At 65.7% G+C, this 24,510-nt stretch carries 27 protein-coding genes and 2 pseudogenes; 16 read left to right on the top strand and 13 right to left on the bottom strand.

Annotation, left to right across the window (positions count from 1 at the left end; all coding sequences use genetic code 11):
* Positions 1–28: 28 nt before the first annotated feature.
* Together AB0H61_RS01235 and AB0H61_RS01230 are read right to left on the bottom strand one after the other, a co-directional pair.
* Positions 29–781: a L,D-transpeptidase gene (locus tag AB0H61_RS01235; RefSeq protein WP_357297713.1), complete on the bottom strand. Its 753-nt coding sequence runs from the start codon at positions 779–781 to the stop codon at positions 29–31.
* Between the two features lie 150 nt (positions 782–931).
* Positions 932–1,591 carry a cyclodeaminase/cyclohydrolase family protein gene (locus tag AB0H61_RS01230; RefSeq protein ID WP_357297711.1) on the bottom strand — a complete coding sequence of 220 codons (660 nt, stop codon included), beginning with the start codon at positions 1,589–1,591 and terminating at the stop codon, positions 932–934.
* A 131-nt stretch (positions 1,592–1,722) separates the two neighbouring features.
* Between AB0H61_RS01230 and AB0H61_RS01225 the strand changes: the two genes are divergently transcribed.
* Positions 1,723–2,760, top strand: coding sequence for an LLM class F420-dependent oxidoreductase (locus AB0H61_RS01225; RefSeq protein WP_357297709.1), 1,038 nt, complete (start codon positions 1,723–1,725; stop codon positions 2,758–2,760).
* A gap of 86 nt (positions 2,761–2,846) precedes the next feature.
* On the opposite strand, the gene AB0H61_RS01220 is transcribed toward AB0H61_RS01225, so the two are convergent.
* Together AB0H61_RS01220 and AB0H61_RS01215 are read right to left on the bottom strand one after the other, a co-directional pair.
* A complete protein-coding gene (locus tag AB0H61_RS01220) occupies positions 2,847–3,182 on the bottom strand; it encodes an STAS domain-containing protein (protein WP_357297707.1) in 336 nt (111 codons plus the stop codon).
* A 106-nt stretch (positions 3,183–3,288) separates the two neighbouring features.
* Positions 3,289–4,335 (bottom strand): alpha/beta hydrolase, encoded by a 1,047-nt coding sequence (locus AB0H61_RS01215; RefSeq protein ID WP_357297705.1) that lies wholly within the window; start codon positions 4,333–4,335, stop codon positions 3,289–3,291.
* 330 nt (positions 4,336–4,665) lie between these two features.
* Between AB0H61_RS01215 and AB0H61_RS01210 the strand changes: the two genes are divergently transcribed.
* The 3 genes from AB0H61_RS01210 to gndA all read left to right on the top strand — a co-directional run bounded on the left by AB0H61_RS01210 (position 4,666) and on the right by gndA (position 8,367).
* Positions 4,666–6,210 carry a hypothetical protein gene (locus AB0H61_RS01210; protein WP_357297704.1) on the top strand — a complete coding sequence of 515 codons (1,545 nt, stop codon included), beginning with the start codon at positions 4,666–4,668 and terminating at the stop codon, positions 6,208–6,210.
* Positions 6,211–6,219: 9 nt separating this feature from the next.
* Positions 6,220–6,765, top strand: coding sequence for a hypothetical protein (locus AB0H61_RS01205; protein WP_357297702.1), 546 nt, complete (start codon positions 6,220–6,222; stop codon positions 6,763–6,765).
* Positions 6,766–6,921: 156 nt separating this feature from the next.
* Positions 6,922–8,367, top strand: coding sequence for an NADP-dependent phosphogluconate dehydrogenase (gene gndA / locus AB0H61_RS01200; protein ID WP_357299786.1), 1,446 nt, complete (start codon positions 6,922–6,924; stop codon positions 8,365–8,367).
* Positions 8,368–8,387: 20 nt separating this feature from the next.
* Here gndA and AB0H61_RS01195 read toward each other — a convergent pair whose 3' ends face one another.
* The 7 genes from AB0H61_RS01195 to AB0H61_RS01165 all read right to left on the bottom strand — a co-directional run bounded on the left by AB0H61_RS01195 (position 8,388) and on the right by AB0H61_RS01165 (position 13,839).
* Positions 8,388–10,394, bottom strand: a complete 2,007-nt coding sequence (locus AB0H61_RS01195; protein ID WP_357299783.1) for a polyprenyl synthetase family protein — start codon at positions 10,392–10,394, stop codon at positions 8,388–8,390.
* Between the two features lie 12 nt (positions 10,395–10,406).
* On the bottom strand, positions 10,407–10,562 hold the full coding sequence (locus AB0H61_RS01190; protein WP_357297701.1) for an FAD-dependent oxidoreductase: 156 nt from the start codon (positions 10,560–10,562) through the stop codon (positions 10,407–10,409).
* The gene (locus tag AB0H61_RS01185) at positions 10,559–11,083 is read right to left on the bottom strand and encodes a polyprenyl synthetase family protein (protein WP_357297699.1); all 525 of its coding nucleotides are present in this window, start codon (positions 11,081–11,083) and stop codon (positions 10,559–10,561) included. The genes AB0H61_RS01190 and AB0H61_RS01185 overlap by 4 nt, the downstream gene beginning before the upstream one ends.
* 109 nt (positions 11,084–11,192) lie before the next feature.
* Positions 11,193–11,786 carry a hypothetical protein gene (locus AB0H61_RS01180; RefSeq protein ID WP_357297697.1) on the bottom strand — a complete coding sequence of 198 codons (594 nt, stop codon included), beginning with the start codon at positions 11,784–11,786 and terminating at the stop codon, positions 11,193–11,195.
* A 162-nt stretch (positions 11,787–11,948) separates the two neighbouring features.
* Complete coding sequence (locus AB0H61_RS01175; protein WP_357299780.1) at positions 11,949–12,449, bottom strand: recombinase family protein; 501 nt, start codon at positions 12,447–12,449, stop codon at positions 11,949–11,951.
* A gap of 3 nt (positions 12,450–12,452) precedes the next feature.
* A complete protein-coding gene (locus AB0H61_RS01170) occupies positions 12,453–12,620 on the bottom strand; it encodes a hypothetical protein (RefSeq protein WP_357297695.1) in 168 nt (55 codons plus the stop codon).
* Between the two features lie 589 nt (positions 12,621–13,209).
* Positions 13,210–13,839, bottom strand: coding sequence for a maleylpyruvate isomerase family mycothiol-dependent enzyme (locus AB0H61_RS01165; protein ID WP_357297693.1), 630 nt, complete (start codon positions 13,837–13,839; stop codon positions 13,210–13,212).
* Between the two features lie 231 nt (positions 13,840–14,070).
* Here AB0H61_RS01165 and AB0H61_RS01160 point away from each other — a divergent pair, with 231 nt between their 5' ends.
* The 4 genes and pseudogenes from AB0H61_RS01160 to AB0H61_RS01145 all read left to right on the top strand — a co-directional run bounded on the left by AB0H61_RS01160 (position 14,071) and on the right by AB0H61_RS01145 (position 16,802).
* Positions 14,071–14,661, top strand: a complete 591-nt coding sequence (locus tag AB0H61_RS01160) for a recombinase family protein (RefSeq protein ID WP_357297691.1) — start codon at positions 14,071–14,073, stop codon at positions 14,659–14,661.
* A gap of 48 nt (positions 14,662–14,709) precedes the next feature.
* A pseudogene (locus AB0H61_RS01155) lies at positions 14,710–15,393 on the top strand (helix-turn-helix domain-containing protein); the annotation flags it as partial.
* A 257-nt stretch (positions 15,394–15,650) separates the two neighbouring features.
* Entirely contained in the window at positions 15,651–16,091 is a 441-nt protein-coding gene (locus tag AB0H61_RS01150) for a Mu transposase C-terminal domain-containing protein (protein WP_357299777.1), read from the top strand.
* A 19-nt stretch (positions 16,092–16,110) separates the two neighbouring features.
* Positions 16,111–16,802: pseudogene (locus tag AB0H61_RS01145) on the top strand (AAA family ATPase).
* A gap of 238 nt (positions 16,803–17,040) precedes the next feature.
* Here the strand turns inward: AB0H61_RS01145 and AB0H61_RS01140 are convergent.
* Entirely contained in the window at positions 17,041–17,505 is a 465-nt protein-coding gene (locus AB0H61_RS01140; RefSeq protein WP_357297689.1) for a hypothetical protein, read from the bottom strand.
* Positions 17,506–17,546: 41 nt separating this feature from the next.
* Here AB0H61_RS01140 and AB0H61_RS01135 point away from each other — a divergent pair, with 41 nt between their 5' ends.
* The 8 genes from AB0H61_RS01135 to AB0H61_RS01100 all read left to right on the top strand — a co-directional run bounded on the left by AB0H61_RS01135 (position 17,547) and on the right by AB0H61_RS01100 (position 23,059).
* Positions 17,547–17,786, top strand: coding sequence for a hypothetical protein (locus AB0H61_RS01135; RefSeq protein WP_357297687.1), 240 nt, complete (start codon positions 17,547–17,549; stop codon positions 17,784–17,786).
* A 209-nt stretch (positions 17,787–17,995) separates the two neighbouring features.
* A complete protein-coding gene (locus AB0H61_RS01130) occupies positions 17,996–18,223 on the top strand; it encodes a hypothetical protein (RefSeq protein WP_357297685.1) in 228 nt (75 codons plus the stop codon).
* A gap of 246 nt (positions 18,224–18,469) precedes the next feature.
* On the top strand, positions 18,470–18,619 hold the full coding sequence (locus AB0H61_RS01125; RefSeq protein WP_357297683.1) for a hypothetical protein: 150 nt from the start codon (positions 18,470–18,472) through the stop codon (positions 18,617–18,619).
* 88 nt (positions 18,620–18,707) lie between these two features.
* A complete protein-coding gene (locus AB0H61_RS01120; RefSeq protein ID WP_357297681.1) occupies positions 18,708–19,019 on the top strand; it encodes a recombinase family protein in 312 nt (103 codons plus the stop codon).
* Between the two features lie 1,076 nt (positions 19,020–20,095).
* Positions 20,096–20,467 (top strand): tyrosine-type recombinase/integrase, encoded by a 372-nt coding sequence (locus AB0H61_RS01115; RefSeq protein WP_357297679.1) that lies wholly within the window; start codon positions 20,096–20,098, stop codon positions 20,465–20,467.
* Positions 20,464–20,796, top strand: coding sequence for a helix-turn-helix transcriptional regulator (locus AB0H61_RS01110; protein ID WP_357297677.1), 333 nt, complete (start codon positions 20,464–20,466; stop codon positions 20,794–20,796). Before AB0H61_RS01115 ends, AB0H61_RS01110 begins: the two co-directional genes overlap by 4 nt.
* Entirely contained in the window at positions 20,793–22,328 is a 1,536-nt protein-coding gene (locus tag AB0H61_RS01105; protein WP_357297675.1) for a hypothetical protein, read from the top strand. The genes AB0H61_RS01110 and AB0H61_RS01105 overlap by 4 nt, the downstream gene beginning before the upstream one ends.
* A 59-nt stretch (positions 22,329–22,387) precedes the next feature.
* Complete coding sequence (locus AB0H61_RS01100; RefSeq protein ID WP_357297674.1) at positions 22,388–23,059, top strand: haloacid dehalogenase type II; 672 nt, start codon at positions 22,388–22,390, stop codon at positions 23,057–23,059.
* A gap of 179 nt (positions 23,060–23,238) precedes the next feature.
* Here the strand turns inward: AB0H61_RS01100 and AB0H61_RS01095 are convergent, their stop codons facing one another.
* Positions 23,239–24,420 (bottom strand): helix-turn-helix transcriptional regulator, encoded by a 1,182-nt coding sequence (locus AB0H61_RS01095; protein ID WP_357297672.1) that lies wholly within the window; start codon positions 24,418–24,420, stop codon positions 23,239–23,241.
* Positions 24,421–24,510 lie beyond the last annotated feature (90 nt).

Below are 24,510 nucleotides of genomic sequence, written 5' to 3'. Positions count from 1 at the left end.
GAGCTCGCCGATCCGAAAGCCGGTGCGATTACCAGTGCAAGGTCACCGGGTCGCCGATGCCGACGTTGTTGTAGTACCAGGCGGCATCCTCGGGAGAGAGATTGATGCAGCCGTGACTGACGTTGGAATATCCCTGTGAATCCACCGACCACGGCGCGGAATGTACGAAAACCCCACCCCACGTGAGCCGTTCGGCGTATTCGCCGTTGATGTAGTACCCCTCGGAGGAATTCAGCGGAATCCCGATCGTGCGGGAATCGAAGACCACCGAGCGGAACTTCTCCAGCACCGGGAAGGTGCCGACCGGTGACTCCCAGCCCGGCTTGCCGAACGAGGCCGGCATCACCCAGATCACCTGACCGCCCATGCTGACGGTGAAGGTGTGCGCGGACATATCTCCGTCGGCGACGACGCCCGCATTGGTGCGGAATTCGCTACGCGCGCTGCCGAACTGGACGGTAATCGTGGAGCGAGCGGGCAGGAATTCGGTGGGAGTCCACGTCAGTTCGCGGTCGCCGGACCAGGAGAAGGTACCGGTGAGCGGTTGCGTAGACCTGACGTGGAGGAAGCTCTCGGCGCGGGCCTTATCGGCGACGGGAGTAGCGAAACGGACGGTCACGGGATGTGCGATGCCCACGGTGTGATCGGCCGCGGGCGAGATCGCCGCTACCGCTTCCGCGGGTGGGGTTCCGACCATTGTCGCTGCCGCCGCACCGGACCCGAACACGGCCAAGGTGATGACCACGATCGCGAGGAACAAATGGCGTAGTGCGCCCCTCATGGCTTCCACCCCTTTCGAGATGGTGTGGTACGCGGAAAACCAGTTTACCCCTTCATGATCAACACGTCCTGGCGAAGTGACAAGACCACAATTCAGAGGGGCGGGGCGCCGACTCCGCCCGTTCGTCGAACGGCCGCTCAGCGGGGGTGTTCAGCTGCGGACGATATGCAACACGTCGGCGTGCAAAGCGTCGGCGCGGGCGATGATCTCGTCGACGCGCAGCAGTACCGGGGCGAAGCGGTCGCCGTCGGCGGCGGCCAGCGAAGTCACATTGATCTCGATATTGAGCTGGGAGCTGGTGGCGGCGGCGCGGGCGGCATCCGCGGCGGCGCCGATATCGGTGACCACGTTCCGGTTGCCGATCGGCAGCAGCTCGGCGGCGAGGGACAGAATCTCGTCGGCCTCGTCGACCACCGCGGCGGGGACACGGGCGGCCTCGATCAGGGCCACCGTGATCGCCGCGTCGCGGGCCGCGGTCTCCGTCTCGGTGGTCTTCGGCATTTTGTAGGCGTTACCGACCGCGGTGAACGCGGCCGCATCGGCGTCGGCCAGTGCGAGCGCGCGGTCACGGGCCGCGTCCGCGGCGTCGATGATGCGGTCCACTATCGGCCGGTGCTCGGCGTCCTTGGCCCGGGTGGTGTAGCGCGCGACCATTGCGACCAATGCGGCGCCCTGTGCGGCATGCAGCGCGGCAACCGCACCGCCGCCCGGGGCGGGCACCTTGGCGGCCAGCTCGGACAGGTACTGCGCGAGGGAGACCTCGCCGAAGGAGGACGCAGTTTCCTGGGACGACGTGCTCGGCTGCGACACGGGGTGTTGGCCTTTCGTTCTGCGACGCGGACGCGGAAGTATCGCTTTACGCTACCGCCTGCCCACCCGCGAACCCCACTCGAGTCGTGCCGGTGCGCGGTCGGCCCGTAGCTGGGTTTATGTTGACTGGTATGCGGATCGGATTGGGCATCAACTATTCGGGGGGTTTCAGAGAGGCCGCCGCCGAAGTGGCGGACCTGGAGCGGGCCGGACTCGACGTCGTGTTCGTCCCCGAGGCGTACTCGTTCGACGCGGTCAGCGCGCTCGGTTACCTCGCGGCGAAGACCGAGCGGCTACAGCTGGCGTCGGGCATCCTGCAGATCTACACCCGGACGCCGAGCCTGACCGCGATGACCGCGGCGGGTCTGGACTTCGTCTCGGACGGCCGCTTCACCCTCGGCCTCGGCGCATCCGGCCCGCAGGTGATCGAGGGCTTCCACGGCGTGCCCTATGACGCGCCGATCGGCCGCACCCGGGAGCTGGTGGAGATCTGCCGCAAGGTGTGGCGCCGCGAAAGGCTCGAATACCAGGGCAAGTACTACCAGATCCCGCTGCCCGCCGAAAAAGGCACCGGCCTGGGCAAGCCGCTCAAGCTGATCAACCACCCGGTGCGCGAACGCATTCCGGTACTGCTGGCCGCGCTCGGGCCGAAGAATGTGGAGCTGGCCGCCGAAATCGCCGAGGGCTGGCAGCCGATCTTCTTCCTGCCGGAAATGGCCAAGGAGATCTGGGGCGAATCCCTCGACGCGGGTAAGACCAAGCGTGATCCGATCCTCGGTGAGCTGGACGTCTACGCGGGTCCGGCCCTGGCCATCGGTGAGAACGTCACGCCGCTGCTGGAATTCGTCAAACCGCACCTGGCCCTCTACATCGGCGGAATGGGCGCCAAGGGCAAGAACTTCTACCATGCGCTGGCCACGAAATACGGCTACGGCGCCGAGGCCGATCGCATCCAGGAGCTGTACCTGGCGGGCAAGAAGGAAGAGGCGGCCAAGGTGGTTCCGGACCAGCTTGTCCGCGATATCTCCCTGGTGGGTCCGGCGAGCTACGTCAAGGAGCGCGTCGCCGCCTTCCGCGAGGCCGGTGTCACCGTGCTGAATGTGGTGCCGATGGCCGCCACCCCCGCCGATCGGGTGAAACTGATCGAGCAGCTGCGCGAACTGGTCTGAATCCCGCACCGACGACCGAGGCCGGGCTCCGCATCGCGTGGAGCCCGGCCTCGGTCGTTCGACGGTCGTTCGAGTGGCGCGACAGATCAGCCGCGCAATGCGGTCAGGGCCGCGTCCAGCGTGGAATACAGGGCGAACACCTGATCCAGGCTGGTCATCTTGAGCTGGCGGCTGGTCGCCGGGCCGTCTGCCACGACCGCGATGGTCGTCGCTTCCCCGGCGCGCTGGTGTGCGGCGACCAGCGCCGCCATACCCGCCGAAGCCAGGAAACTGACCCCGGACAGGTCGATGATCAGCGCGGCAGGTTTGCCGCCGAGGATGCCCTCGATCGCGGCCTCCAGCGCGGGTGCGGTGGCCAGATCTACCTCGCCGGCCACCGTGAGCACGCTAGCGCCGTCGTGCACCGCGACGGAGGTGGTCATCGTGTCCGCGAGGGGATACGCGTCTCCCGAAGTGTTGGTCACTCCTCAACAACACACGTAACGCCGCGAAATCGCAACCTAGGAGTCGCGGTGGCATCGCCGCGGGTTATCGCTCGGCGCGGAGGAACTCCAGGATGTGCGGCCAGGTCGTGCTCGGCGCGGTCGGGCCGGCGACCAGGGCCAGATGGTTCATTCCCGGCACCTCGACGAACTGGACTTCCTTTGCGCCGGTGAGTACTTCGGTACCCGGTGCGATGGCCCGCGCCGGGGCGATATTGTCCGCTTTGCTGCCGACGAGCAGTACCCGGCATTCGACCTTCGCGAGATCGATGACCCGTTCGCGGTCGAGCCGAACTTTTCCGGTGGCGAGTTGATTGCCGATAACGATCTGCCGATACATCTGCCGGTAGAGGCGACCGGGGTAGCCGGGCATCGCGGCGATGAAGCGGTCGATGGCCTCCATCCGGGCGAGTGCCTCGGTGCGCCCGGCGTTGCGGGCGATGAACAAGGGCCGGGTGAGCTCGCGCGGCAACGCCATGCCGCGGAAACCGGCCTGGACGAACAACGCCGGTATGCCACCGAAAATATGTGTGGCATAGGCGATCTCGCGGCCGCCGGTAATGCGGCCCAGTATCCGGACGGGTGCCAGCAGCGGATGCTCGCGGAAGTCCATGGGGGTGCCGAGCGTGGTGACCGAGGCGATCGGCAGTTCCGGATGATCGGCGGCGGTGAGCAGGCTGATGATGCCGCCGAGGGACCAGGCGATCACCTCCACGGACGCGCCCGCGTGCTCGGCGCTGACCTGCGCGATCGCGGTCGGGACGATATCGTCGATCCACTCCTCGAGGCCGAGATCGCGGTCGTCGCGGGTGATGCGTCCGTAGTCGATGACATACGGCTGCCGGTCCGCGTCGATCAGGTAGCGGGCCAGGCTCTGGCTGGGGCGCAGGTCGTAGCAGGACGCGTCCACGGCCAGCGGCGGTACCAGTAGCACCGGATTCCCGGTGCCCGGCGCGAGGCGATCGAATCGGCGCAGCTGTCGGTGCGGCCGGTCGTAGATGATGGTGGACGGCGTGCGCGCGGGGCTTTCGATGCCGCCGCCGAAGAAGAGCGCCCAGCTGTTGCGTAGCGCGGTCGGGGAGCCTGGAATCACCGGTGTTCCTTTGCGTATCTGGCTGGTCCGGACACGTGGCCCGGTTCGATGGCGGCCTCGACGCCGCAGTCCATGCGCGTCACGCGGTGACCGTCCCCCGTTCCGACGGGCTCCTCGACGGTAGGTCCGGAGACGCGGAAGAACATGTTACCGACGATAACGGTTAACTGGTAATGGGTGCTCGAGCGGGTGCGTGGTGTGTGACGCCGTCGTCCGGCTACGTGGGTGGCCGCTCGAGTCAGCACGGAGAATCGAGTAGTTCACTACCAGTGTCGCGGCTCGCGCCGGTCCATACGGTGACTGTCATCCACTCCGCGAAGGGACGCGATGATGGCACAGCAGACAACGATCAAGGCGGTCCGCGACATCGCCGAGCGGCCCGCCGCCGCGTACGGGGTCTTCGATACCGAGCCGCGGGTGCTCGCGGCACTGCGGGGGCCCGACGGTATCGAGCGGATCGCGGAGGCGCGGCAACTCGATCCCGAGTTGGTCGCGCGCGCAGCCGATCTGGGCGACGGCTGGCCGCGACAGGTTTCGGAACTCGTCACCGAACACCCCGACCTGCTCGACGCGTTGCGGCGCTTGTACGCGACGACGGTGCGGCCGAGCGAATCCCCGCTGCACATCACCGGGGTGGTCCCCGACGGTCCGGTGACGAGCTTCAGCCCGTTCGATCTCATGGTGCGGTTCCAGAATCTGTCCGAGGCACCGGTTGTCGCCGCGCGGGCGCAGGTGTCGTGGGCGGGCGATCCGTTCGTCATCGAACAGGTGGTGGAAAGCGCCGACGACGACACCGTGCGGATCGCATTCGATTCCGAGCATGCGCTGCCCGTCGGCACGGCCCGGGTGGATATCAGGCTGTATCGCGCGGACGGCGCTTCGTCCGCGTTCACCCGCACGATGTACGTGCTGCCGTCGAATCCCCTGTCCCTGCGGCTCGCACCGGCGGGCGCACGCGTGACCGGCACCTGGAGCGCACGCGGCGACTACCGGCCGGACTCGGACACCTTCCTGACCGAAATCGAACTGTCGATCGCGAACGGCGACGCCGGGACGGTGTCGATGAACCGTCGGGTGTCCTGGCAATTCTGGGACGGTGGTGTCGGCACCGGCACGTTGATCGAAGGCGGCGCATTCGACTGGCCGTCGAGTATCGACGTCGCCGCCCACAGCACCTGGCGCGGCTCCATCTCGTTCACCTCGCCGCGGGGCAGCGGCATTTTCGGCGTGTATGACCGCAAGGAGGATCTGGCGATCGCCATCACCATGACCGCGGCCGACGGGCGATCGCTGAACGACCGGATCACCGCCCGGGTCATGCTCTCCTATGGCGTGAACGTCATCAAGGTCGGCGATTTCGGCGCCCAGGAACACGTCGACCTGTACGCCGCGATCGATGCGATGCGCCAGATCTACGAGCGGCGCGACATCACCCTGCGCGGCGTCGACCGCCGCCGGATCACCGCCGCCGCCGCGGGCGGCTACACCGTGCTCGACAGCGAGGACGAATTCCGCGACCTGCTCGAAGACTGGTCGGTACCCAACAACTTCATCGACGTTTTCGTGGTGCGCCAATTCAATTGGGGTGGTTTCAACGGCTTCGCGGGCGACATTCCCGGACCGGCAGCCAAGGGCGGTCGTCGTGACGGCATTGCCGCGGACCGCACCGGGTACACCGACGCGTCGGGTACGGCGCGGCTGAACGTCACGACGCTGTCGCAGCTGATCGGACACGAGATCGGCCACTATCTGGGGCTCCAGCATTTGGAGAACACCAACAACCTCATGCGGTCCAATACCGGCGTGCGCGGTCCCGACCTCGACTACGACCAGTACCGAACGATGTTCCCGCACGGCTACATGTTCTACGAATAGGAGCCCGTCATGGCCGACCCGAAGTTCTTGCCGCCCGAATCCCCGATTCCTGCGATCCCTGGCGGCCGGACCCGGTCCGACGTGCTGGTCGACGGGTTCCCGGACGTGGCGCGCCGCCGCATCGAGCTCGAAGCCCGATTGCTGGAGGGCGCTTGTGCCTTCACCGATCCCGGTGACGGCATTATCACCCGCGACGATGTCGCGTTATTGGCCGCGATCACCGCGGAACGGTTCGATCCGGACCTGTCCGAGATCCGGCACCGTGCCGTCGTCGCGCTCGGCGATCTCGTGCGGCGCTACGACATCGATGACGCCGCTGCCGTGCTGTCCGAGCTGGCGCTGTCGGTGGTCGAACACGATGGGATCCGGGTTGCCGCCCTCAACGGGTTGCCCCCGGACCGGAGCGCGCGGCTGGCGGACGAACTGGCCGATGATGTATCGCCGCTGGTGCGCGGCTGGGTGGCGGCGATACGCGGCGGATTGCCCGGACGCAGGCCGGTGCCCGGCACCACCGAGCGCGACCCCGAACCGCTGCCCGGCGAACCGGAGAAATAACCAGCCCGGGTAGTCGCCACACCTGGGCCGTGTCCGTGCCCCCGGGGCCGACGGGGTAGAAATGGGCGAGGCGTTGTGGACCGGATTCCGCGCGCCGCCGCCGAACAGCTTCGCGCGGTCACGCATGTACAACTGTCGAACGAAGAGAGCGGATTGATGGCGACCTCCAATGCGCGTGCCCAGATCGGTGTGACCGGTTTGGCGGTGATGGGTAGCAATATCGCCCGGAACTTTGCCAAGCACGGCTACACCGTCGCGCTGCACAACCGTAGCGTCGCCAAGACCGACGCACTCCTGGCCGAACATGGTACCGATGGCGATTTCGTCCGCACCGAAACGATCGAGGAATTCGTCGCGGCGCTCGAGAAGCCGCGCCGGGTGCTGATCATGGTCAAGGCCGGTGATCCGACCGACGCGGTCATCGAGGAGCTCGCGGCCGCGATGGAGCCCGGCGACATCATCATCGACGGCGGCAATGCCCTCTACACCGACACGATCCGGCGCGAGGCCGCCATGCGCGAGCGCGGCCTGAACTTCGTCGGCGCCGGCATCTCCGGCGGCGAGGAGGGCGCGCTCAACGGTCCCGCGATCATGCCGGGCGGTCCGAAGGAGTCCTACGAATCGCTGGGCCCGCTGCTGGAGTCGATCGCGGCTCAGGTCGACGGAACGCCGTGCTGCACCCATATCGGCCCCGACGGCTCCGGCCACTTCGTCAAGATGGTCCACAACGGCATCGAGTACGCCGATATGCAGCTGATCGGCGAGGCCTACCATCTGTTCCGCGATGCGCTCGGTTTCGGTGCGAAGCAGATCGCCGACGTGTTCACCCAGTGGAATTCCGGGGATCTGGAGAGCTACCTGGTCGAGATCACCGCGGAGGTCCTGAACCAGGTCGACGCCAAGACCGGCAAGCCGCTGGTCGATGTCATCGTCGACGCCGCGGAGCAGAAGGGCACCGGCCGCTGGACCGTGAAATCCGCACTCGATCTCGGCGTGCCGGTGACCGGTATCGCCGAAGCGGTATTCGCGCGGGCGCTGTCGGGTTCGCGCGCGCAGCGCAAGGCCGCGGCCGGGCTCGCCGCCGGGCAGCTGGCCGATAAGCCCACCGATGTCGAGCAGTTCACCGAGGACATCCGTCAGGCGCTCTACGCCTCGAAGGTGGTGGCATATGCCCAGGGCTTCGACCAGATCGCCGCGGGCAGTGTGGAGTACGACTGGGATCTGCACCCCGGCGATCTGGCGACGATCTGGCGCGGCGGCTGCATCATCCGGGCCCGATTCCTGAACCGGATCAAGGAGGCCTACGACGAGAACCCGGCGCTGCCTAGCCTGATCCTCGCGCCGTACTTCCGCGATGCGATCGAGACGGCCATCGACAGCTGGCGGCGCGTCGTCTCCACCGCCACCCTGCTCGGTATTCCGGTGCCCGCGTTCGCCTCCTCGCTGTCGTACTACGACGCCCTGCGGTCCGAGCGGCTGCCCGCCGCGCTCACCCAGGGGCAGCGCGACTTCTTCGGCGCGCACACCTACGAGCGCATCGATGCCGACGGCAAGTACCACACCCTGTGGAGCGGCGATCGCAGTGAGGTCCGCGCGGACTGAACGGCGCCACGCGGAGATGATCACAAGAACGGGGACGCCACATCCGGTCGTTCCGGAACCTGTCGTGTGATCACATAGTCGGTCAGCGCGAACAGTGATGCGCGCGAAGGGCATTCCGGCAGGGCCGCGAGCGCATCCGCGGCCCTGTCGGCGTATTCGCGCGCCAGCGCACGGGTGACGTCGAGCGCTCCGCTGTCGCGCACGATCCCGACCGCCTCGTCGACATCGTCGGCTGTCATGCGTTCGCGGATCAGGCCCGCCAACCTGCCCTGCGGTGTGCGTTGCAGGGCCACGAGCACCGAGTGCGACAGCGCGCCGTCGCGCAGTTCGTCGCCAGCGACGTCGTCCGGCGAGCGTGTGGCAGTGAGGGTTCGCAGGTCCTCGGTCAGCCGGAACGCGACGCCGAGCGCGCGGCCGTAGCTCGCCATGGCCGCGACATGGTCCGGATCGGCGCCCGCGACGACCGCGCCGAGCCGGCACGGCAGCTCGAACGACGATGCGGTCTGCAATGCGACAAGCGACAGATGCTCGTCTTCTGTCACACGCACGTCGAATGCATACTGCCGCTCGCGAATCCGGCCGGTGCACACCCTGGTGACGGCCTGGGAGATGAGCTCGAGCGCGGCGGGACCGCCTTCGGTGGCCAGATGCAACGACTTCGCCATCAGTACATCGCTGACCAGAACGGCGAATCTGTTGCCCCAGCTGGAATGTGGTGTCGAGGTGTTCTCGACGCCGAGTTGAGCGAGCGCTGCCAAGGCGCCCAGTTCGATCGCGGCGCCCAACTCGATGCGACAGCGCGCACCCGGATCGCCGAAACAGCTTGCCAGCAATAGCAACAGCGCAGGCCGGAACGGGACGCCGGGATCTCCCCAACTCGACGTGGCCAGCCGGGCGAGGAAGGGCCACTCGTCGCGGATGGCACTGGTCATGAGCTCGCCGACGCCGAGTAGATCGGTGCGTACGTCGACGCCCGGCGCCATCAGTGCGGTCACGTCATCGATCGTGCGATTCGCCCGGAGTTCGCTGATACCCTCGGGCAGGAGAACCGCCCGGCGGCACAGCGTGAACGGTGCGCGCTCGCTATCGAATGTGCTCTCGAGTACCCGCCAGACGAATTGGTACCGATGCGCCGACCGGCGCCCGGCCGCCAACCACCCGGCATACGAATGCTCCAGCAGCAGTGCGTAATCCAGCAGATCCGGACGCGTCGGATCGCAGGTCAACGCACGGTCGACAACCTCGGCCGCGGTCCGTCCGGACTCGAGCGCAAAGCTGATGCCCTCCCCGGTGAACGGGCTCACCAGCCCCGCCGCATCGCCGACGAGCAGGATGCCGTCGGCGACGCAGCGATCGGGGGAGAAGTCGAGGCGAAACGGCGCCGCCGCCCAACGTCCGCGTAATCGGCCGCCGCCGAAGGACTTCCGGCTCGTGCGCAACCGGGTGACGAAGTTCCGCAATACCTCCTGTGCGCGGCGTTCGTATCCGGGACCGAACAACCCGACGCCGATATTCGCTTCGGTCGCACCCGTCGGATTGATCCAGCCGTAGGACGGCAATAGATCCCGCCCGGCAATGTCGTCGAGGGGCAGGAAGACCTCTTGCAGATCCAGCAGCCCGTCGAGATCGCCCAGATAGCCGCGGATGCCGATGCCGAGCTCGTCGTCGGGCAGCAGGCCGACCGCGCGCGCCAGCCGCGACCGCGCACCGTCGGCCGCGACCACCGCCGCCGTTCGAACGTCGACGAGTCGGCCCGCACGGCGTACCCGCACCCCGACCACCCGGCCGTCCTCGACGATCGGTGCCGTGACCGCGGCCCCTTCCCACAGGTCGGCGCCGACCGCCACGGCGCGGGCGCAGGCCGCCTCGTCGAGTACGACGCGCGGCACGATCAGACAGTGGCTGTCCGCGTCTCGGTAGGCGTCGTAGATGAAATCGCGCCAGCCACGACCGCGCATATGGACCCGCGCCCCTCGCATCCGCTCCGACCGGGGCACCGACTCGAGGACGCCCATCTCGGTGAGGATCCGGACCGCGCGCTATGTCAGCGCATCACCACACGCTTTGTCCCGAGGGAAGCGCTGCGCCTCGATCAACAGGACCCGGCGGCGCCGGAGCGCGAGATGGTAGGCGGCGGCGCACCCCGCGGGCCCTGCGCCGACCACCACCGCGTCATAGTGATTCCGCCCGCTCATCGTGTGCGGCTCACGGCGTGTCCGGTCAGGTCGGCGAGGACGTCGTGGCCGGGGAATTCCGGAAGTTCGGCGAGTGCCGCTGCGGCGCGACCGGCATATGCTCGGGCGAGTTCGCGCGTCGTTTCCACGGCGCCGCTGCCGCGCACCAGCGCTGCGGCCTCGTCCGCCTCGGGCGCGGTGAGGTTCTCGTGACGTAACAGTTCCGCCAGTCTCCCATCCGGATTCTGTTGCAGCGCAAGGAGAACCGAGTGCGAGAACACGCCCGCCCGCAGATCGGCGCCGGTCGGTTTACCCAGCCTCGCCGAGTCTCCGACGAGATCGAGCAGGTCGTCGGTCAGCTGGAACGCGATCCCGAGCTCCTGCCCGAAGCGGGACAGCGCACGAACGTGCGCCCGATCGCAACCGGCCAGCTCGGCACCGAGCCGACACGGCAGTTCGAACAGCGTGGCCGTTTTCATGCGAAGGATCTCGAGATGTTCGTCGGCGTCGCTACCCCCGGATTCGGCGGATTTACTCCTCACGTGGTTCCGGCTGACCCCTAGGTGCTGCGGTAGTAATCGCACTTCCGCAGCACCGTCCTGGTGGCGTGGTTGAGGTTGTAGGAGTCGGCAAGGAGTTGGAGACAGTTGATTATCCGATGAACACTATGGCGTGGTTGCTGTCGATGCTCTGCCGGCATGCTTCGTGCAGTGCCAGCCACGCCATCCACTCGTAGGTGAATTCTCCGCTGTCGGTCCGGATTAGTTCGTCGATGCGCTGCGCTTCGGTGTCCGACAACGAGAGATCCGGCTCTAGCCGGATTCCGATCGCCGGAGCACAGGACTGTAGTTCGGCGAGCAGGCCATGGCTGGAGCCCACGCGCTCGTCGTCGCCGATCAATTCCGGGATATCGAAATCGACGGGTACGTAATAGCCGTCGACGTCCGAGTGGTAGATGAGGTGAGATTCGAACATGTCCCTCTCACGGGACACCAACTCGTCGTCCGCCTCCACCTCCGCCATATCGGACACCGGTGTGACGGGCAGTCCGGCCTGGCATCGCGCGTAAACCCGATGCAGGCAGTAGAGCGCGGAGTACGGCATCGATGTCATAGTTGCGCGGCCGGGTGGCAGCACGCACGACTCGGGTTGCTGCCATTCGATCCCTTCTTCTTTCAGCAGTATGGTGAGTTGGTCCAGTTCTTCTCGGCTGTCGTCATCGCCGACCGCGATCGTTAGTCCCATGCAGGCACCCTAGCGGGCTCCCACCGACGGCAGGAACGACATCGCATGCCACGGCGACCAGACCTCGCCTGTTGCTTCCGTAATCAGCGTGAGGCCGCCTGACGAGGGCGGGCACTTGAGCCTGACCGCCGATAAGGCCCGCGTCCCAGCGGTTCTCGGTGGTCATGCCCTCGCCTCGATCACGGGTTGCGGCTCGGTGGTCAGTTCGGGCAGGTACTTGTAGTTCGTCGAGCGCGAAACCCCGAGCATTCTTGCGGCCGAGGAGACGGTTTCCTCCGGTCGGGTGAGGACGGCGCGGGTCTGGCGGATCTGTTCGGTGGTCATGGCCGGTGGCCGACCGAGGCGTTGCCCGCGGGCGCGGGCGGCGTCCAGGCCTTCTTGGGTGCCTTGGATGATCAGTTCGCGGATGAACTCCGCCAGGGCGGCGAACACGTGGAAGACCAGGCGCCCGCCCGGGGTGGTGGTGTCGAGAGTTTCGTGTAGGGATCGGAATCCGACGCCGCGCTTACGGAGTCCGGCGACGATAGAAATCAGGTCCTGGAGGGATCGGCCGAGCCGGTCCAGGGACGGCACCACGAGAGTGTCGCCAGGGCGCATGTACTCGAGGCACTTCCAGAGTTCCGCGCGTTCGGTGTCCTTGCCGCTCTTCTTGTCGGTGTAGATCTTCTAGCATCCCGCCACGGTGAGCGCGTGGATCTGGCGGTCGAGGTTCTGGACCTTGGTGGAGACGCGGCCGTAGCCGACCAGGGCGCCACCTCCGCCGATCGGATCGAGGGCGTCGCCGTCGAGAGTGGGCGGTGCGGGGATGTCGAGATCGCGTGTCGGCGTGGCCATGCCACGGACTGTACGAGAAATGGCCGACAAGAATTGTTGGACACCAATACTTTTCGACACGTTTTATCGACACATGGCCGGTTCGAGTGACCTGGGTGTGACTCGCAGCGGTAGATGGCGCAGTTCTCGCACCATCAGGTGGCGCCGAGGAGGCGGAATGGGCGGCTGTGGCCCCGGGACGGGGATTCGATAACTACCTGGTCGGAGATGACGACGACCTCGTCCCGGCGTGGGGAAGGTGGTGGTGCCGATGGTCGGGGCGTGCAGCCAGACTTTGCCTCGGATCACGCCTCGGCGGTGCCGTGCGGGCGGTGGCGCACGTCATTGTCTGCGGCGGCGGTGTATGCCTGCGCGGCGTGGGCAGCGGCGAGATCGGCCTCGGGGTCGACGGTCAACCGTTGCATCAGATCAACTGAGCCGGGACACCGCCGATCGCTCCTGCTGCAGAACGCGGTCATTGATCATGAATGCGCGGGTGACGGTGCCCTTAGTAGCCGTATACCGTGCTGACCGATCCTGCCAGCACGGAGCTTCGGAAGACGAAGAAGCTGTACCGGCGCAAGTGCAGCCAGGCGAGCGAAGCACTCGATCAATCGGTCGCCGGCAAGTCGAAATGCGCCACGCCTTCACCCTCGAGTTCGCCGATAACCGTTGTGACCCTTCCTGTCATCGCCAGCAGCAGTGCCTCACCGGATCCACGCACCTCGGGGCCATGGCCGGCCGACCAGTCCATGTCGGTGGCCCGCAGCCTCACACCGCGTGTGCGGCGCGCGCCTCCGATGACCGGGCTGATCCGGGCGTAGCTGAGCGAAACTTGCAGGCGTTCGTGAGGGATGGTTCTGAGTTGTCCAAGTGGTCGGCGTATGTCCTGCTGATGGATGAGGCACTCGATCAGCGCCACTCGACCACCGTAGAGAGCTGCCGCGCCGGAGGGCTCGACTCCCTGACGCATCAGCTCGATGAGCTGTTCGGGTTCCAGGGCAGCATAGTCCTGAAGTCCTCTCGCATTGAGTCGGTCAACGTCGAGCCGTGTCCGGATCATGTTGATGGACAACCGGGCGCGGCTCTGCCCGAGATAGGCGATCGTATGGGCTGCCACGTCTCGTACGGTCCATCGATCGCACAGACTGGGCATGTTCCACTGCTCCGGCGCCAGCCCGTCCAGCAGCTCCGCGAACTCCATTCGTTCCCGGCGAGCGTGGGTGTTGACGGTGACCATCAGTGTGCCTTCCTGCGGTGCGTCTAAAACCGTCCTGAGCATTCCATGTCGCGCCCGGCCGCAACGCACTCATCTGCCGCATGGCGCGCGGCATCACAGATCGTTAACGAACGTTCACGAGACACTCTGGGGTGCTGAAGATTCCCGCAGGTCGGATGCCGCCGAATCTGTAAAGGTTGCCGTGTACGCGGCAATGTCAACATGTCGGGGGTTCGCAATACACTGCGCCGCATGCGAATCGGCTATGGACGGGTCTCGACCCGCGATCAGCATCCGGAGGCCCAGCACGACGCACTCACCGCGGCCGGCTGCGAGCAGATCTTCCTCGACAAGGCGTCGGGGAGGCTGGCCTCGCGGCCCGAGCTGAGCAAGGCGCTGCTGGTGGCCAACCGGCCCGAAGACCAACTGGTGGTAACCAAACTCGACCGGCTCGGCCGCTCCCTCGAGCACCTGATCGAACTGTCGAAGACCCTGCAGGACCGCGGTGTGGATCTGGTGGTCCTCGACCAGGGCATCGACACCTCCACCGCTGTCGGGCGCATGTTCTTCCAGATCCTCGGCGCCATCGCCGAATTCGAGCACGCCCTGATGTCCGAACGCACCCGTGACGGGCTGGCCGCCGCCCGCGCCCGCGGCCGCACCGGCGGACAGAAACCCAAACTCGGACCCCGACAGGTGGATCTGGCGCGGCAGATGTACGACGAGCTCGACGAGCGCGGCAAGCGCCGCTACACCGTCGAGCAGATCGCGGCCGAGTTCGGTGTCACCCGCCCCACCATTTACCGGCATCTCACCGCTGCCACAGCGAAAATGGAGGCGTGACTGCGGTCGGGTTGACCGAACTGACCGACGCTAGCTCGTCAGCAGGCGATGAGCCGCTTCGAGGTCTTGCGGCCTCATATCGAGGACGGGGTTCCACTGCTCCGCGCGGCGGGACAGGCGGGCGTGCCAGCCCGCACCGCGCAGCGGTGGCTGCAGCGCTACCGAACTGCCGGCCTGGCCGGGCTTGCCCCGGCCAGGCGACGGGCGACCGGCCGGCGAACCGACCCTGAGTTGGTGCGGCTGATCGAGGGCATGGCCCTGCGCCGACCGCGCCCGTCGCTGGCGACGATCACCCGCCGCGCCGCACGCGTCGCCGCCGATCAGGGATGGAATCCGGTGTCCTACAACACTGTTCGGTCGATCGTCACCGCGATCGACCCGGCGATGACCACCCTGGCACACGACGGCGCCGCCGCCTTCCGCGACACCTTCGAACTGGTCTACCGCCGCCGCGCCGACCACCCGAACGCGATGTGGCAGGTCGACCACACCCAGCTCGACATCCTCATCGACGACAGCGGGACGGCGAAGCGGCCCTGGCTGACGGTGGTCCTCGACGACTGCTCGCGGGCAGTGCCCGGCTACACCGTCAACCTGGGCGCGCCCTCGGCGTTGAACACATCCCTGGCGCTGCGCCAAGCGATCTGGGCCAAGTCCGATCCCGCGTGGCCGATGTGCGGGATTCCCGAGATCCTCTACGTCGATCACGGCAGCGACTTCATCAGCGACCACCTCGCTCAGGTCGCCGCCGACCTGAAGTTCCACATCGTGCACTCCACCGTGGCGCGGCCCCAGGGACGCGGGAAGGTCGAGCGGTTCTTCAGCAGCATCAACACCGGACTGCTGACAGAGCTGCCCGGCCGCCTCGTGGGCGGCAAGCCGGTTACCCCGCCGGCGTTGTCGCTGCGTCAGCTCGACGAGGCGATCGGGGCGTTCATCACCACCTATCACCGGCGCGTCCACTCCGAAATCGGTGTCACTCCACAGGATTGCCGGGTCGGACACGGCTGGTTGCCGCGCCTGCCCGAGGCCCTCGAGCAGCTCGATCTGCTGCTGGTGCAGGTCGCCACGGCGCGTGTCGTGCACCGCGACGGCCTCCAGGCCTGCGCTACCTGCATCCCGCCCTTGCCGCCTACGTCCGCGAATCGGTCACCATCCGCTACGACCCGCGCGACATCACCGAGATCCGGGTCTTCCACAAAAACCGGTTCCTTTGCAAGGCCGTCAGCCCCGACCACACCGGAGACACCATCGGGCTCAAAGACATTCAGGCCGCCCGCCGCGCCTACCGCCGCCGGATCCGCGACCAGATCAACGAACGCATCACTGTCGTCACCGCCTACCTGCCCGCACCCGATCGCCCGCCTGTGCCGTCGAAACCGGCGAAACCTCCTCCAGCACCGCCGCTGCGCGCCTACCTCGAGGACTGACCATGCCCGCGCCACGGAACTGGCCGTTCATCGCCAAGAACACCGCCGCTTCATCGAGTTCGCCGACACCGTCAAACGCGACCGGACCATCGGAATCTGCTACGGCGCAGCAGGAATCGGGAAGGCACTCTCGGCAACCCGCTACGCACGCTGGGACAAGGCCGAACACCTGCTCACCAGCAGGGGGCCACGCGAGGAATCCGACAAAGACTGTCCCGCTCGCGCACCGTGTTCTACACACCCACCGTCGCCGGACCCCTGCGCGAACTGCGCGACTACATCGAGCTGGTCGTCATCGACGAGTCCGAACGCCTGTCCGCCAACGCCATCGAACACCTGCGCGACCGCTACGACCGCGGGGACCACGGTCTGCTGTTCATCGGCATGCCCGGCATCGAAAAGACCTTCTCCCGCTACCCACAGCTCTACAGCCGCGTCGGATTCGCCCACCACTACCGGCCCCTGACCGGCGAAGAACTCACCTTCGCACTGTCCCGGCACTGGCACAAACTCGGCCTCGAACTCGACCCCGACGACTTCACCGACGCACAGGCCGTCGCCGCGGTCGCCCGCATCACCGGCGGCAATTTCCGCCTCCTGCAACGACTCTTCGCTCAGATCCACCGCGTCATGAAGATCAACGAGCTTCACACCGTCACAGCGGACGTCGTCGAAACCGCCCGCAGTACCCTCGTCATCGGCGCCAGCTGACAGTGCGAGAACACCGCCATCTTCCGCTGCGAGTCACAGACCTGGGCTTCCGGACCGCACTGCCTCCGGCTGCCGGAGTGTCCAAGAACCGAACGTTTTACAACACCAGGCCCAGTGCGCGCGGTCCCGCGCAGCGCAACGAGAGCCAAGATGTTTTCGTCTACGGGATTCTCACCCTCTACGACAGGCCGTTGGAGAGGCCCGGGGTCCGCGACTGCAGCTGCACGTCATGTGGCGCTCACCAGTCGTGTTTGCGTGCCAGGTCCGCCTTTGTCTGCGCTAAGAGTTCGCACTGGAGTAGAGAACAGTGAGCCCACCAGTCCGGATAGGTCACGGCGTCGCGTACGGCGTCGTGAAGGCCTCTGGCATGGGCAACCATCTTGTCTCGCAGAGTGTCCGAGCAGATTATCTCCACCCGCTTCTCCGCCAGCCAAACGCTCTCGATGAGCCGTTTCAGATCGGCGGGCGCACCGCCACGCTCGCGAACGTCCAGTTCGCCCTGCACCTGCTGCGCGGCCTCGAAATAGTTCATGATCGCCGACTTCAGTTCCTCCCGGTGAGCAAGCCGACTCTCCGCCGCGAACTTGAGTTTGGCCGCCCGCGCTGAACTTCGCTGCACCATGAGCGTCGCCGACGCTCCGAAGCCAGCACCGAACAATGGCAGCAGACCAGACACAACGATCGACGCTATTCCTGACGACATGAACCCAATTCTGCTGGCCGACCACAGGATTGACCCGGTGATTGCGGATTCGGGACGAGATCAGTACCGAGTTGGAGCTCAGTGCCTACCGACTCGCGTTGAGCCTGCTGCTGTATCTGTGCAGCGACCGCCGGGACATGAGCCCCGGTGTCGACGTGCTCGGCAGCCGCAAGACACACCGCACGCCACAGGCTGCCAGCACAGTGGTCGACGCCGGATTCGACATCGGGCCCAAGCTGTTCGCCGCCCGGAAAGAAGCCTCCGTGCCGGGGTTCCGGTAGTAATCGCGCGAAAAACAACGACAATGACTCGACCAGCGGTTATGTCGCTGAATTGGCTGTGGCAAGAAGCACAGTGAAGTTGCGCCTCGATGCGTTTGGGCCCGACCGGGTTCAGTAACCGGTCGGGACTTCTCCTCGCGGCTTGGCCTTGTCGGCTCGAGGCTTCGCGGTTTGGACTCGGCCTCGAAGACATCCGTTGGCGTCTTCAAATGGGCCTGCACGTCACCGCGGTGCGGCTTCCGTTCGTGTCCTTCCGCCACACCTACCGGTTCCTCACCGACGGCGCGATCATCACCTCGGACTCGACACTCCGATTCCGCAGCCGCGATGAGATCGAATCGAGCCTGATCGCTTGCGGCTACCACCTGCAAGATGTGCGAGAAGCCCCGGACCGCCCAGGTCGCGAGTTCGTGTTCATCGCGAAACACACAACCTGAACCGACAGAACCGCCACCCGGACGCACCGACATCGGCATTCGGGCGTTCATGGAACTGTCGACCCGGTTCAGCGAGAACGTCTTTCAACAGATCGAATCAATCTGCGCCAGACAGGAACCCGGCGTGCGGAGGACTCCGGACATCAGTGCACCCGAGTTCGGAAATCGACAGCGCCCAGCTGCGATGACGGACACGCGATCTCCGCCTACGGACAGCACGTCTGCGCAGGTGGGAGGCTATTCGCTATGACCAGTTCACAGATCTACCTGGAGGGTCGGCCCGAGAACGTCATCACCTATGCACCGGGCAATGAAGGACTGTTCGGCAAGATCGAGCTGATCATGGCCCCTCGCGGTGGTGCACACCAGCGCTGGCGTTTCGAGCTTGGGAAATAAGCGCAGCACTGTCTGGGGTCCACCATTGAGAAAGCCGCAGGGCCCGACTGCGTGGTGATCGCACTGCTTCGCGGGCAACAGGTTTCGTGTGGGTGTCTGGGCATGGCGCGAAAACACCGAAGTTCTCGCGGGACGGTTCCTGTTCCACATCGTCGCCGCCATGGACGAGATGCTCGCCGAGCTCATCAGCGAAGGCACTATCGAAGGACTCGAATCCGCCCGCGCCCGAGGACGAGTCGGCGGCCGACCACCCGCCCTCACCGGGCTGCAAGCCCTCAAGGCCCGCGAGATGTACGACGAACGCGACCACCGAGGCAAACGCAAATACACCGTCGCCCAGATCGCCGAAACCTTCGGCGTCTCCCGCAAAACCATCTACCGCCACCTCGAACCAAGCTGACCCCAAGGCAACTCGCGGTTCAAACCACCACAAACCCGCTATCGACGCTGGTCAAGGCAACTTCGTTGTTTTCCGCGCGATTACTACTTTCGCCGCCAATTGCATTGGATGCGAACTCGCGACAGTGTGCACATCGACCGGTACGAGGGCGGCGGATCCAGCCCTCTACCAGAGGGATTCGGCTGTATCGGCACCGATGAGGATAGACGGCCGAAGGCCCCAAAGCGGTCCGTCTGACGCAACTGCCTGCGGATTCCATCACGACTCGCATACGATGCGACTTTCTCGCATCTGATGCGACCGATGGAGGTGGGCCGGTTTGGCGGGTTTCGGCGGTTCGGTGCCGGGTGCGGCGCGGCTACATCTGGTCGACGGGGTGTCGTTGCTACGGCCGGAGGAGCAGGTGTTCACCGCGATGCTGGCTGGATTCGCGAATCAGCAGCTGGCCCGGAATCTGGCCCGCACCACGGTGGAAAGCCGGGAGCGCACGGTCAAGGCGTTCACCGCCTACGTGAACGCCTTTCCGTGGCAGTGGAGTCCGGCGATGATCGACGAATGGCTCGGTGATCTGCGGTCGCTGCGGGAACTGAAGCGCACGACGATCCGCTCCTACTCCGAGGCGATCCGGGCGTTCTGCGGTTTCGTCACCGACCCGCTCTACCAGTGGCCGACAACCTGCGAGGACCGGTTCGGCACGCACCCGGTCCAGGTGGTCCACGAGTGGAACACCGCCGCACACGTCCAGGACACCGAGTCCGATCCGAAGAAGCGAGCATTCACCAAGGCGGAGCTGCATGCGTTCTTCGCCCACTGCGACGACGAAGTGGCCCGGATCCGGGCCTTCGGTCGCAAGGGCTGGCTACCCGCCTTCCGGGACGCCACCCTGTTCAAGACGGCCTACGCATTCGGGTTGCGGCGCAACGAAACTCGGATGTTGGATGCGGCCGACTTCGGCGCCAACCCGCACGCTCCGGAGTTCGGGCAGTTCGGCCGCTGCCAGGTTCGATTCGGCAAGGCCAAGAAGGGGTCGCCGCCGAAACGGCGCGGAGTGCTGACCGTGTGGGACTGGACCGTTGATGTCCTCGATGAATGGTTCACCGAGGTCAGACCACTGCTCGGGGGCCGACGGCAACCCGGCGGCCTGGCCGTCCGAGCGCGGGCTCCGGATCGGCTGCCGGCGCCTGAACTCCCGGTTCGTCGCCTACCGCCGCGCCCTCGGCCTGGACGACGGGCTCGACTTCCATTCGCTGCGCCGCTCCTACGTCACGCATTTGATCGAGGACGGCTGGGATCCTCGGTTCGTGCAGGAGCAGGTCGGCCACGAGCATGCGAGCACGACATCGATCTACACCTGCGTGTCCTCGGACTTCCGCACCCGCACCCTGCGGCGGCGAATGGACGCGACCGTCGCCGCGGCCCTCGAGTCCCAGAAAGGCAAGCACGCATGAAACGCTCCATCGGCTACACCTGGCGGTTGCGCGAAATCATGGCCAGCCAAGGCGTTTTCACCGCCACCGAACTGGTTCCGCTGCTGCGCGAGCGCGGCATCGACCTGTCCGCGTCCCAGGTCCATCGACTCGTGTCGGGCACCCCAGAACGACTGTCGCTGCAAGTCCTCTCGGCGCTCTGCGACATCCTGGCCTGCACCCCGGCGGATCTGGTGATCACCACCGCCGAGAACGCCGGGGTCCGCAAGACCGGAACCGCGGACACCGGCCATGCGCCGGTCGTCGCGAAGTTGCGGCCCCGGCCGGCGCGCATCCTGCCCGAGGGATGAGCAGTCGGCCGACCCGGGAACAGCTCGCGCGCTGGCAAAGTCGCGAGTGCGCCCGCTGCGGCCGATACGCCCACGTCACCGCCTGGTGGCCCGACGGCACGCTCTGCCGGACCTGCTGCGATCGCGCCCTTCGCCTCCGAGGCCGTTGTCCCGGCTGCGGCGACGACCGGGCACTGCCCGGGCTGGCGCCGGACTCTCGTGATCCGATCTGCACCGACTGCGCTGGATTCACCGCGAACTATCGGTGCTCGCGCTGCGGCGACGAAGGCAAACTCCACGCTCAACGCCTTTGCACCCGTTGCACATTCACCGACAAACTCAGCGAACTGCTCGACGACGGCACCGGCCGGATCCGGCCCGAGCTCGTTCCCCTGGCCGATCGGTTGCTCGCGATGAACAACCCGTTATCGGGTCTGACCTGGCTTTACCCCCGCGAGGGGAAGAATCGAACCCCAGCGGACCTGCTGCGCGAACTCGGGCGCGGACAGATCGAGTTGACCCACGAGGCGTTCCATAGTCTCGAACCTTGGCGGGCTGCGGCGCATCTGCGGGAACTGCTCATGGCCTGCGGTGTTCTGCCCGTCGTCGACAAACAGATCTGCGGATTCGAACGCTGGCTGCCCGGCCACCTCGCCACAATCACCGATCCGGACCACGCCCAGATCATCCGCCGCTACGCAACCTGGCACCTGCTGCCCCAACTGCGGGCGAAAGCCGAACGGAAATCTCTCACCCCACCGGCTCGACGCCACGCCCACGACCAAGTCAAACAAGCCACACTTTCCCTGGAATGGCTTGCAGGACAAGGGATCACACTCGATGCTAGCAGCCAATCCGACATCGACGCATGGCACGCCCAGAACGGCTCCCACCGCCGAGGTTGCCTGCGAACCTTCCTGTTGTGGTGCATGAACAGCCAGCTCACGCGGCAATTCCGCCTATCCGCACCGGCGGTGAAGCGAAGACCACCCATGCCACCGGAAGAGCGCATCGAACTGCTCGGGCACATCCTGACAGCCTCCGACCAGCCACTACGCTCACGCGCGGCCGCCGCGATCGTGCTGCTCTACGCCCAACCGCTCACCCGCGTCGTCCGGCTCACCATCGACGACGTCATCCACGACGGCGATCTCGTGCTCCTGCGCCTGGGCGAACCCGCGTCGCCGGTCCCGGAACCGGTCGCCGAAATCCTGCTGGCCTGGATCGACAGCCGCACCAACATGAACACCGCCACCAACCGCGATTCGCGCTGGCTGTTCCCCGGACGGCGGGCCGGGCAACCCATGCACCCCGAAACCCTGGGCCGACTGCTGAAAGCGCTTGGCGTCCTCAACGTTCCAGGCCGGACATCGGCCATGCGACAGCACGTCCAGCAGATGCCCGCCCCCGTCGTCGCCGACGCGCTCGGCTATCACCACGTCACCACCACGAAACTCGCCGCTGAGGCAGCGGTGGTCTGGAGCCGCTACGTCACCACCCCTCGATTCCGGTCACCCACCGGCTGGAAACCATCGACAACCCGCGACAGCTGAACGCGCGAGCTCAGCCGATCTGCGAGGATCGACGCGAGAACAACTTCAAGGGGTGGGGCATGGTCGTCGAGCAAGTGGTCACTTTCGATTTCTACGGAACGTTGGTGCGCTGGCATGAAGGACTCGAAGCTGCATTCGGCGAGATCCTCGCCCACCGCGGCCTTCCCGCCACTCAGACCACGCAACTGATACACGACTTTCACACCGAGGGGCGGCGGTTACGCGACACACCGCCTTGGCGGCCATATCGCGAAGTGCTGCGCGACAGCCTCGAATTCGCCATGCGCACCGCAGGACTCCACGTCCAGACCGCCGATTTCGACAGACTCCTCGGGCGCGTCTCATCCCTGTCTGCTCATCCCGACGTTCCTGCCGCTCTGACCCACCTGCGGCACAACGGATACCGGCTGGCAGCGATCTCCAATACCGACGACGAACTGATCGTCGGCAGCCTGCCGAACCTTGGACTCGAGCTCGACGCGGTGATCACGGCCGAACAAGCCCGCGCCTACAAACCGAACCCACAGCTGTTCCGGCATGCACACCAACAACTCGGAGTGAGGACCGAGCACGTGATCCATATCGCGGCAAGTCAGCCCCTGGACATGGCCGTCTGCCACTCGATGGGCATCCGAGCCTTCTGGGTCAACCGACGGAACGAACAACCGCTGATCGAGTACATGCCGTTCACCGAGGTCAAAGATGTCGGTGAAGCCGCCCAGCTGCTCTGAAAGAGCTCTGCTCAAGCCCTCCGTCCCCCCGGGATCGTGGTTTAGGCAGTCGCCATTCCAGGGCGTGAATTCGCGACACATGAATACGCGACATCACCAGTCCGGGACCCCGTATCGCTAGCCCCCTTAGGGTTGACGTTGCCGCGTACACGGCGTGCCTTACAGGGGTACCGGTACTCCTAGCAGCGACTTCCAGAATCTGCGAGCCAGGCTGATGGACTTGATGCATCGCTCAGACAGCGAGTCGCATTGGGGCCGGGCATCGCGACCTCGAATGGTTTGCCGTGGTCATCGATCATGGCCTCGCCGGAATGTGCTCCTGAGATCCAGCGCACTTTGATGCGCCACTTGACGTGTTGCAGTGTCCGCACCCAAATATAGAACAACTCGGTATCAGTGCCACTGATAACGTAGGGAAACTGGATCGGCTCTATTGAAAAACTTCCATCAGGACTCATCGCGCCTGATGAAGATTCAACCATTTTGGGCGGATCGGAATCCAAATCAAAGTCTGCGTAACGGCCCCACGCGCGACCTCCGATACCCTCCATCGCCGCATGGGTACCGCTCATTGCTGGTTGCCGCTCAAGGACCTCGATTTCCATACCGCGCAATGTGACGGCTTGCCCCGGTGTACTTGCGGTCAAGTTCAACAGGATTGCATTAACTGCGGTCACAGTACCCTGATCGTTGCCCATAACGTGCGCTGCTATTCCCTGACGATCCGCAGCCCACTTCTGAAATTGAGGTACGCTTCTCGACGGTGGCGGCGGCCCTAAAGCGGTGACATCCTGTTGAAACATGAATCCGCCAATTTTTTCGGACAGTACAGATTCCCAGGTAAACGGTGGTGCGGCCGAGGTGTCTGTCGCCGGGGAATCCTTATCTACAAAAATGAACAACCCGATAATCAGAACACCCACACCTACCAATGAGCCGATAGCAAGCCTCAGCCGTGTGCTAACGTTTCGTGGCTTCACGCCGGCCGAGAACGACGATTCGCGTGTGCCACCGCTAGCGGACCGCTCTTCGACAGCAGAGGACGTCCGTCCGAGGTTCGAGCGGTAGAAGACTCCCAGCCATCGGGCGATCTGCGCATCAGGCACGTTGCAAACCATCAGCGCCAAGCGGAGGCGATCGTCGCTGATGTTGCGACCCCGCCGCATCTCTTCGATCTTCCCCTTCGTGAGCTGGATCTTGCGAGCTCGGTCCTTCTCCGCTTCGGCAGCGAGTGTCTCGACGGCGCGTACCGTCACACCCGAATGCTCCATCGCCTGCTTGAGCAGCACGCCCAATTCCTGGAGGTTCTGCGCCGCATCGAGTTGCGCATCAGATACCGCCAACGGGCGCGATGGCGCCATCGGATCCCCTCGAAGGATTCACGAAAGTCTTGTCTGACTGTCAGACAGACAACGATGTTAGCCAGCTCCGACCAGGTACGCATGTCTTTC

Origin of the sequence: Nocardia sp. NPDC050710, from assembly GCF_040654375.1 — a bacterium.
In the GTDB taxonomy this organism is placed as follows: Bacteria; Actinomycetota; Actinomycetes; order Mycobacteriales; family Mycobacteriaceae; genus Nocardia.
Note: the sequence above shows the minus strand (reverse complement) of the source record. Positions and strands in the feature narration are given on the sequence as shown.

Excerpts from the sequence above, each read along its gene's own strand:
- AB0H61_RS01225 (WP_357297709.1), top strand. The coding sequence starts at position 1,723 with ATGCGGATCGGATTGGGCATCAACTATTCGGGGGGTTTCAGAGAGGCC.
- AB0H61_RS01235 (WP_357297713.1), bottom strand. The coding sequence starts at position 781 with ATGAGGGGCGCACTACGCCATTTGTTCCTCGCGATCGTGGTCATCACC.
- AB0H61_RS01115 (WP_357297679.1), top strand. The coding sequence starts at position 20,096 with ATGTCCTCGATGAATGGTTCACCGAGGTCAGACCACTGCTCGGGGGCC.
- AB0H61_RS01125 (WP_357297683.1), top strand. The coding sequence starts at position 18,470 with ATGACCAGTTCACAGATCTACCTGGAGGGTCGGCCCGAGAACGTCATC.
- gndA (WP_357299786.1), top strand. The coding sequence starts at position 6,922 with ATGGCGACCTCCAATGCGCGTGCCCAGATCGGTGTGACCGGTTTGGCG.
- AB0H61_RS01140 (WP_357297689.1), bottom strand. The coding sequence starts at position 17,505 with ATGTCGTCAGGAATAGCGTCGATCGTTGTGTCTGGTCTGCTGCCATTG.
- AB0H61_RS01190 (WP_357297701.1), bottom strand. The coding sequence starts at position 10,562 with ATGAGCGGGCGGAATCACTATGACGCGGTGGTGGTCGGCGCAGGGCCC.
- AB0H61_RS01210 (WP_357297704.1), top strand. The coding sequence starts at position 4,666 with ATGGCACAGCAGACAACGATCAAGGCGGTCCGCGACATCGCCGAGCGG.
- AB0H61_RS01220 (WP_357297707.1), bottom strand. The coding sequence starts at position 3,182 with ATGACCACCTCCGTCGCGGTGCACGACGGCGCTAGCGTGCTCACGGTG.
- AB0H61_RS01105 (WP_357297675.1), top strand. The coding sequence starts at position 20,793 with ATGAGCAGTCGGCCGACCCGGGAACAGCTCGCGCGCTGGCAAAGTCGC.
- AB0H61_RS01110 (WP_357297677.1), top strand. The coding sequence starts at position 20,464 with ATGAAACGCTCCATCGGCTACACCTGGCGGTTGCGCGAAATCATGGCC.
- AB0H61_RS01180 (WP_357297697.1), bottom strand. The coding sequence starts at position 11,786 with ATGGGACTAACGATCGCGGTCGGCGATGACGACAGCCGAGAAGAACTG.
- AB0H61_RS01170 (WP_357297695.1), bottom strand. The coding sequence starts at position 12,620 with ATGGCCACGCCGACACGCGATCTCGACATCCCCGCACCGCCCACTCTC.
- AB0H61_RS01165 (WP_357297693.1), bottom strand. The coding sequence starts at position 13,839 with ATGGTCACCGTCAACACCCACGCTCGCCGGGAACGAATGGAGTTCGCG.
- AB0H61_RS01205 (WP_357297702.1), top strand. The coding sequence starts at position 6,220 with ATGGCCGACCCGAAGTTCTTGCCGCCCGAATCCCCGATTCCTGCGATC.
- AB0H61_RS01095 (WP_357297672.1), bottom strand. The coding sequence starts at position 24,420 with ATGGCGCCATCGCGCCCGTTGGCGGTATCTGATGCGCAACTCGATGCG.
- AB0H61_RS01160 (WP_357297691.1), top strand. The coding sequence starts at position 14,071 with ATGCGAATCGGCTATGGACGGGTCTCGACCCGCGATCAGCATCCGGAG.
- AB0H61_RS01100 (WP_357297674.1), top strand. The coding sequence starts at position 22,388 with ATGGTCGTCGAGCAAGTGGTCACTTTCGATTTCTACGGAACGTTGGTG.
- AB0H61_RS01130 (WP_357297685.1), top strand. The coding sequence starts at position 17,996 with ATGGGCCTGCACGTCACCGCGGTGCGGCTTCCGTTCGTGTCCTTCCGC.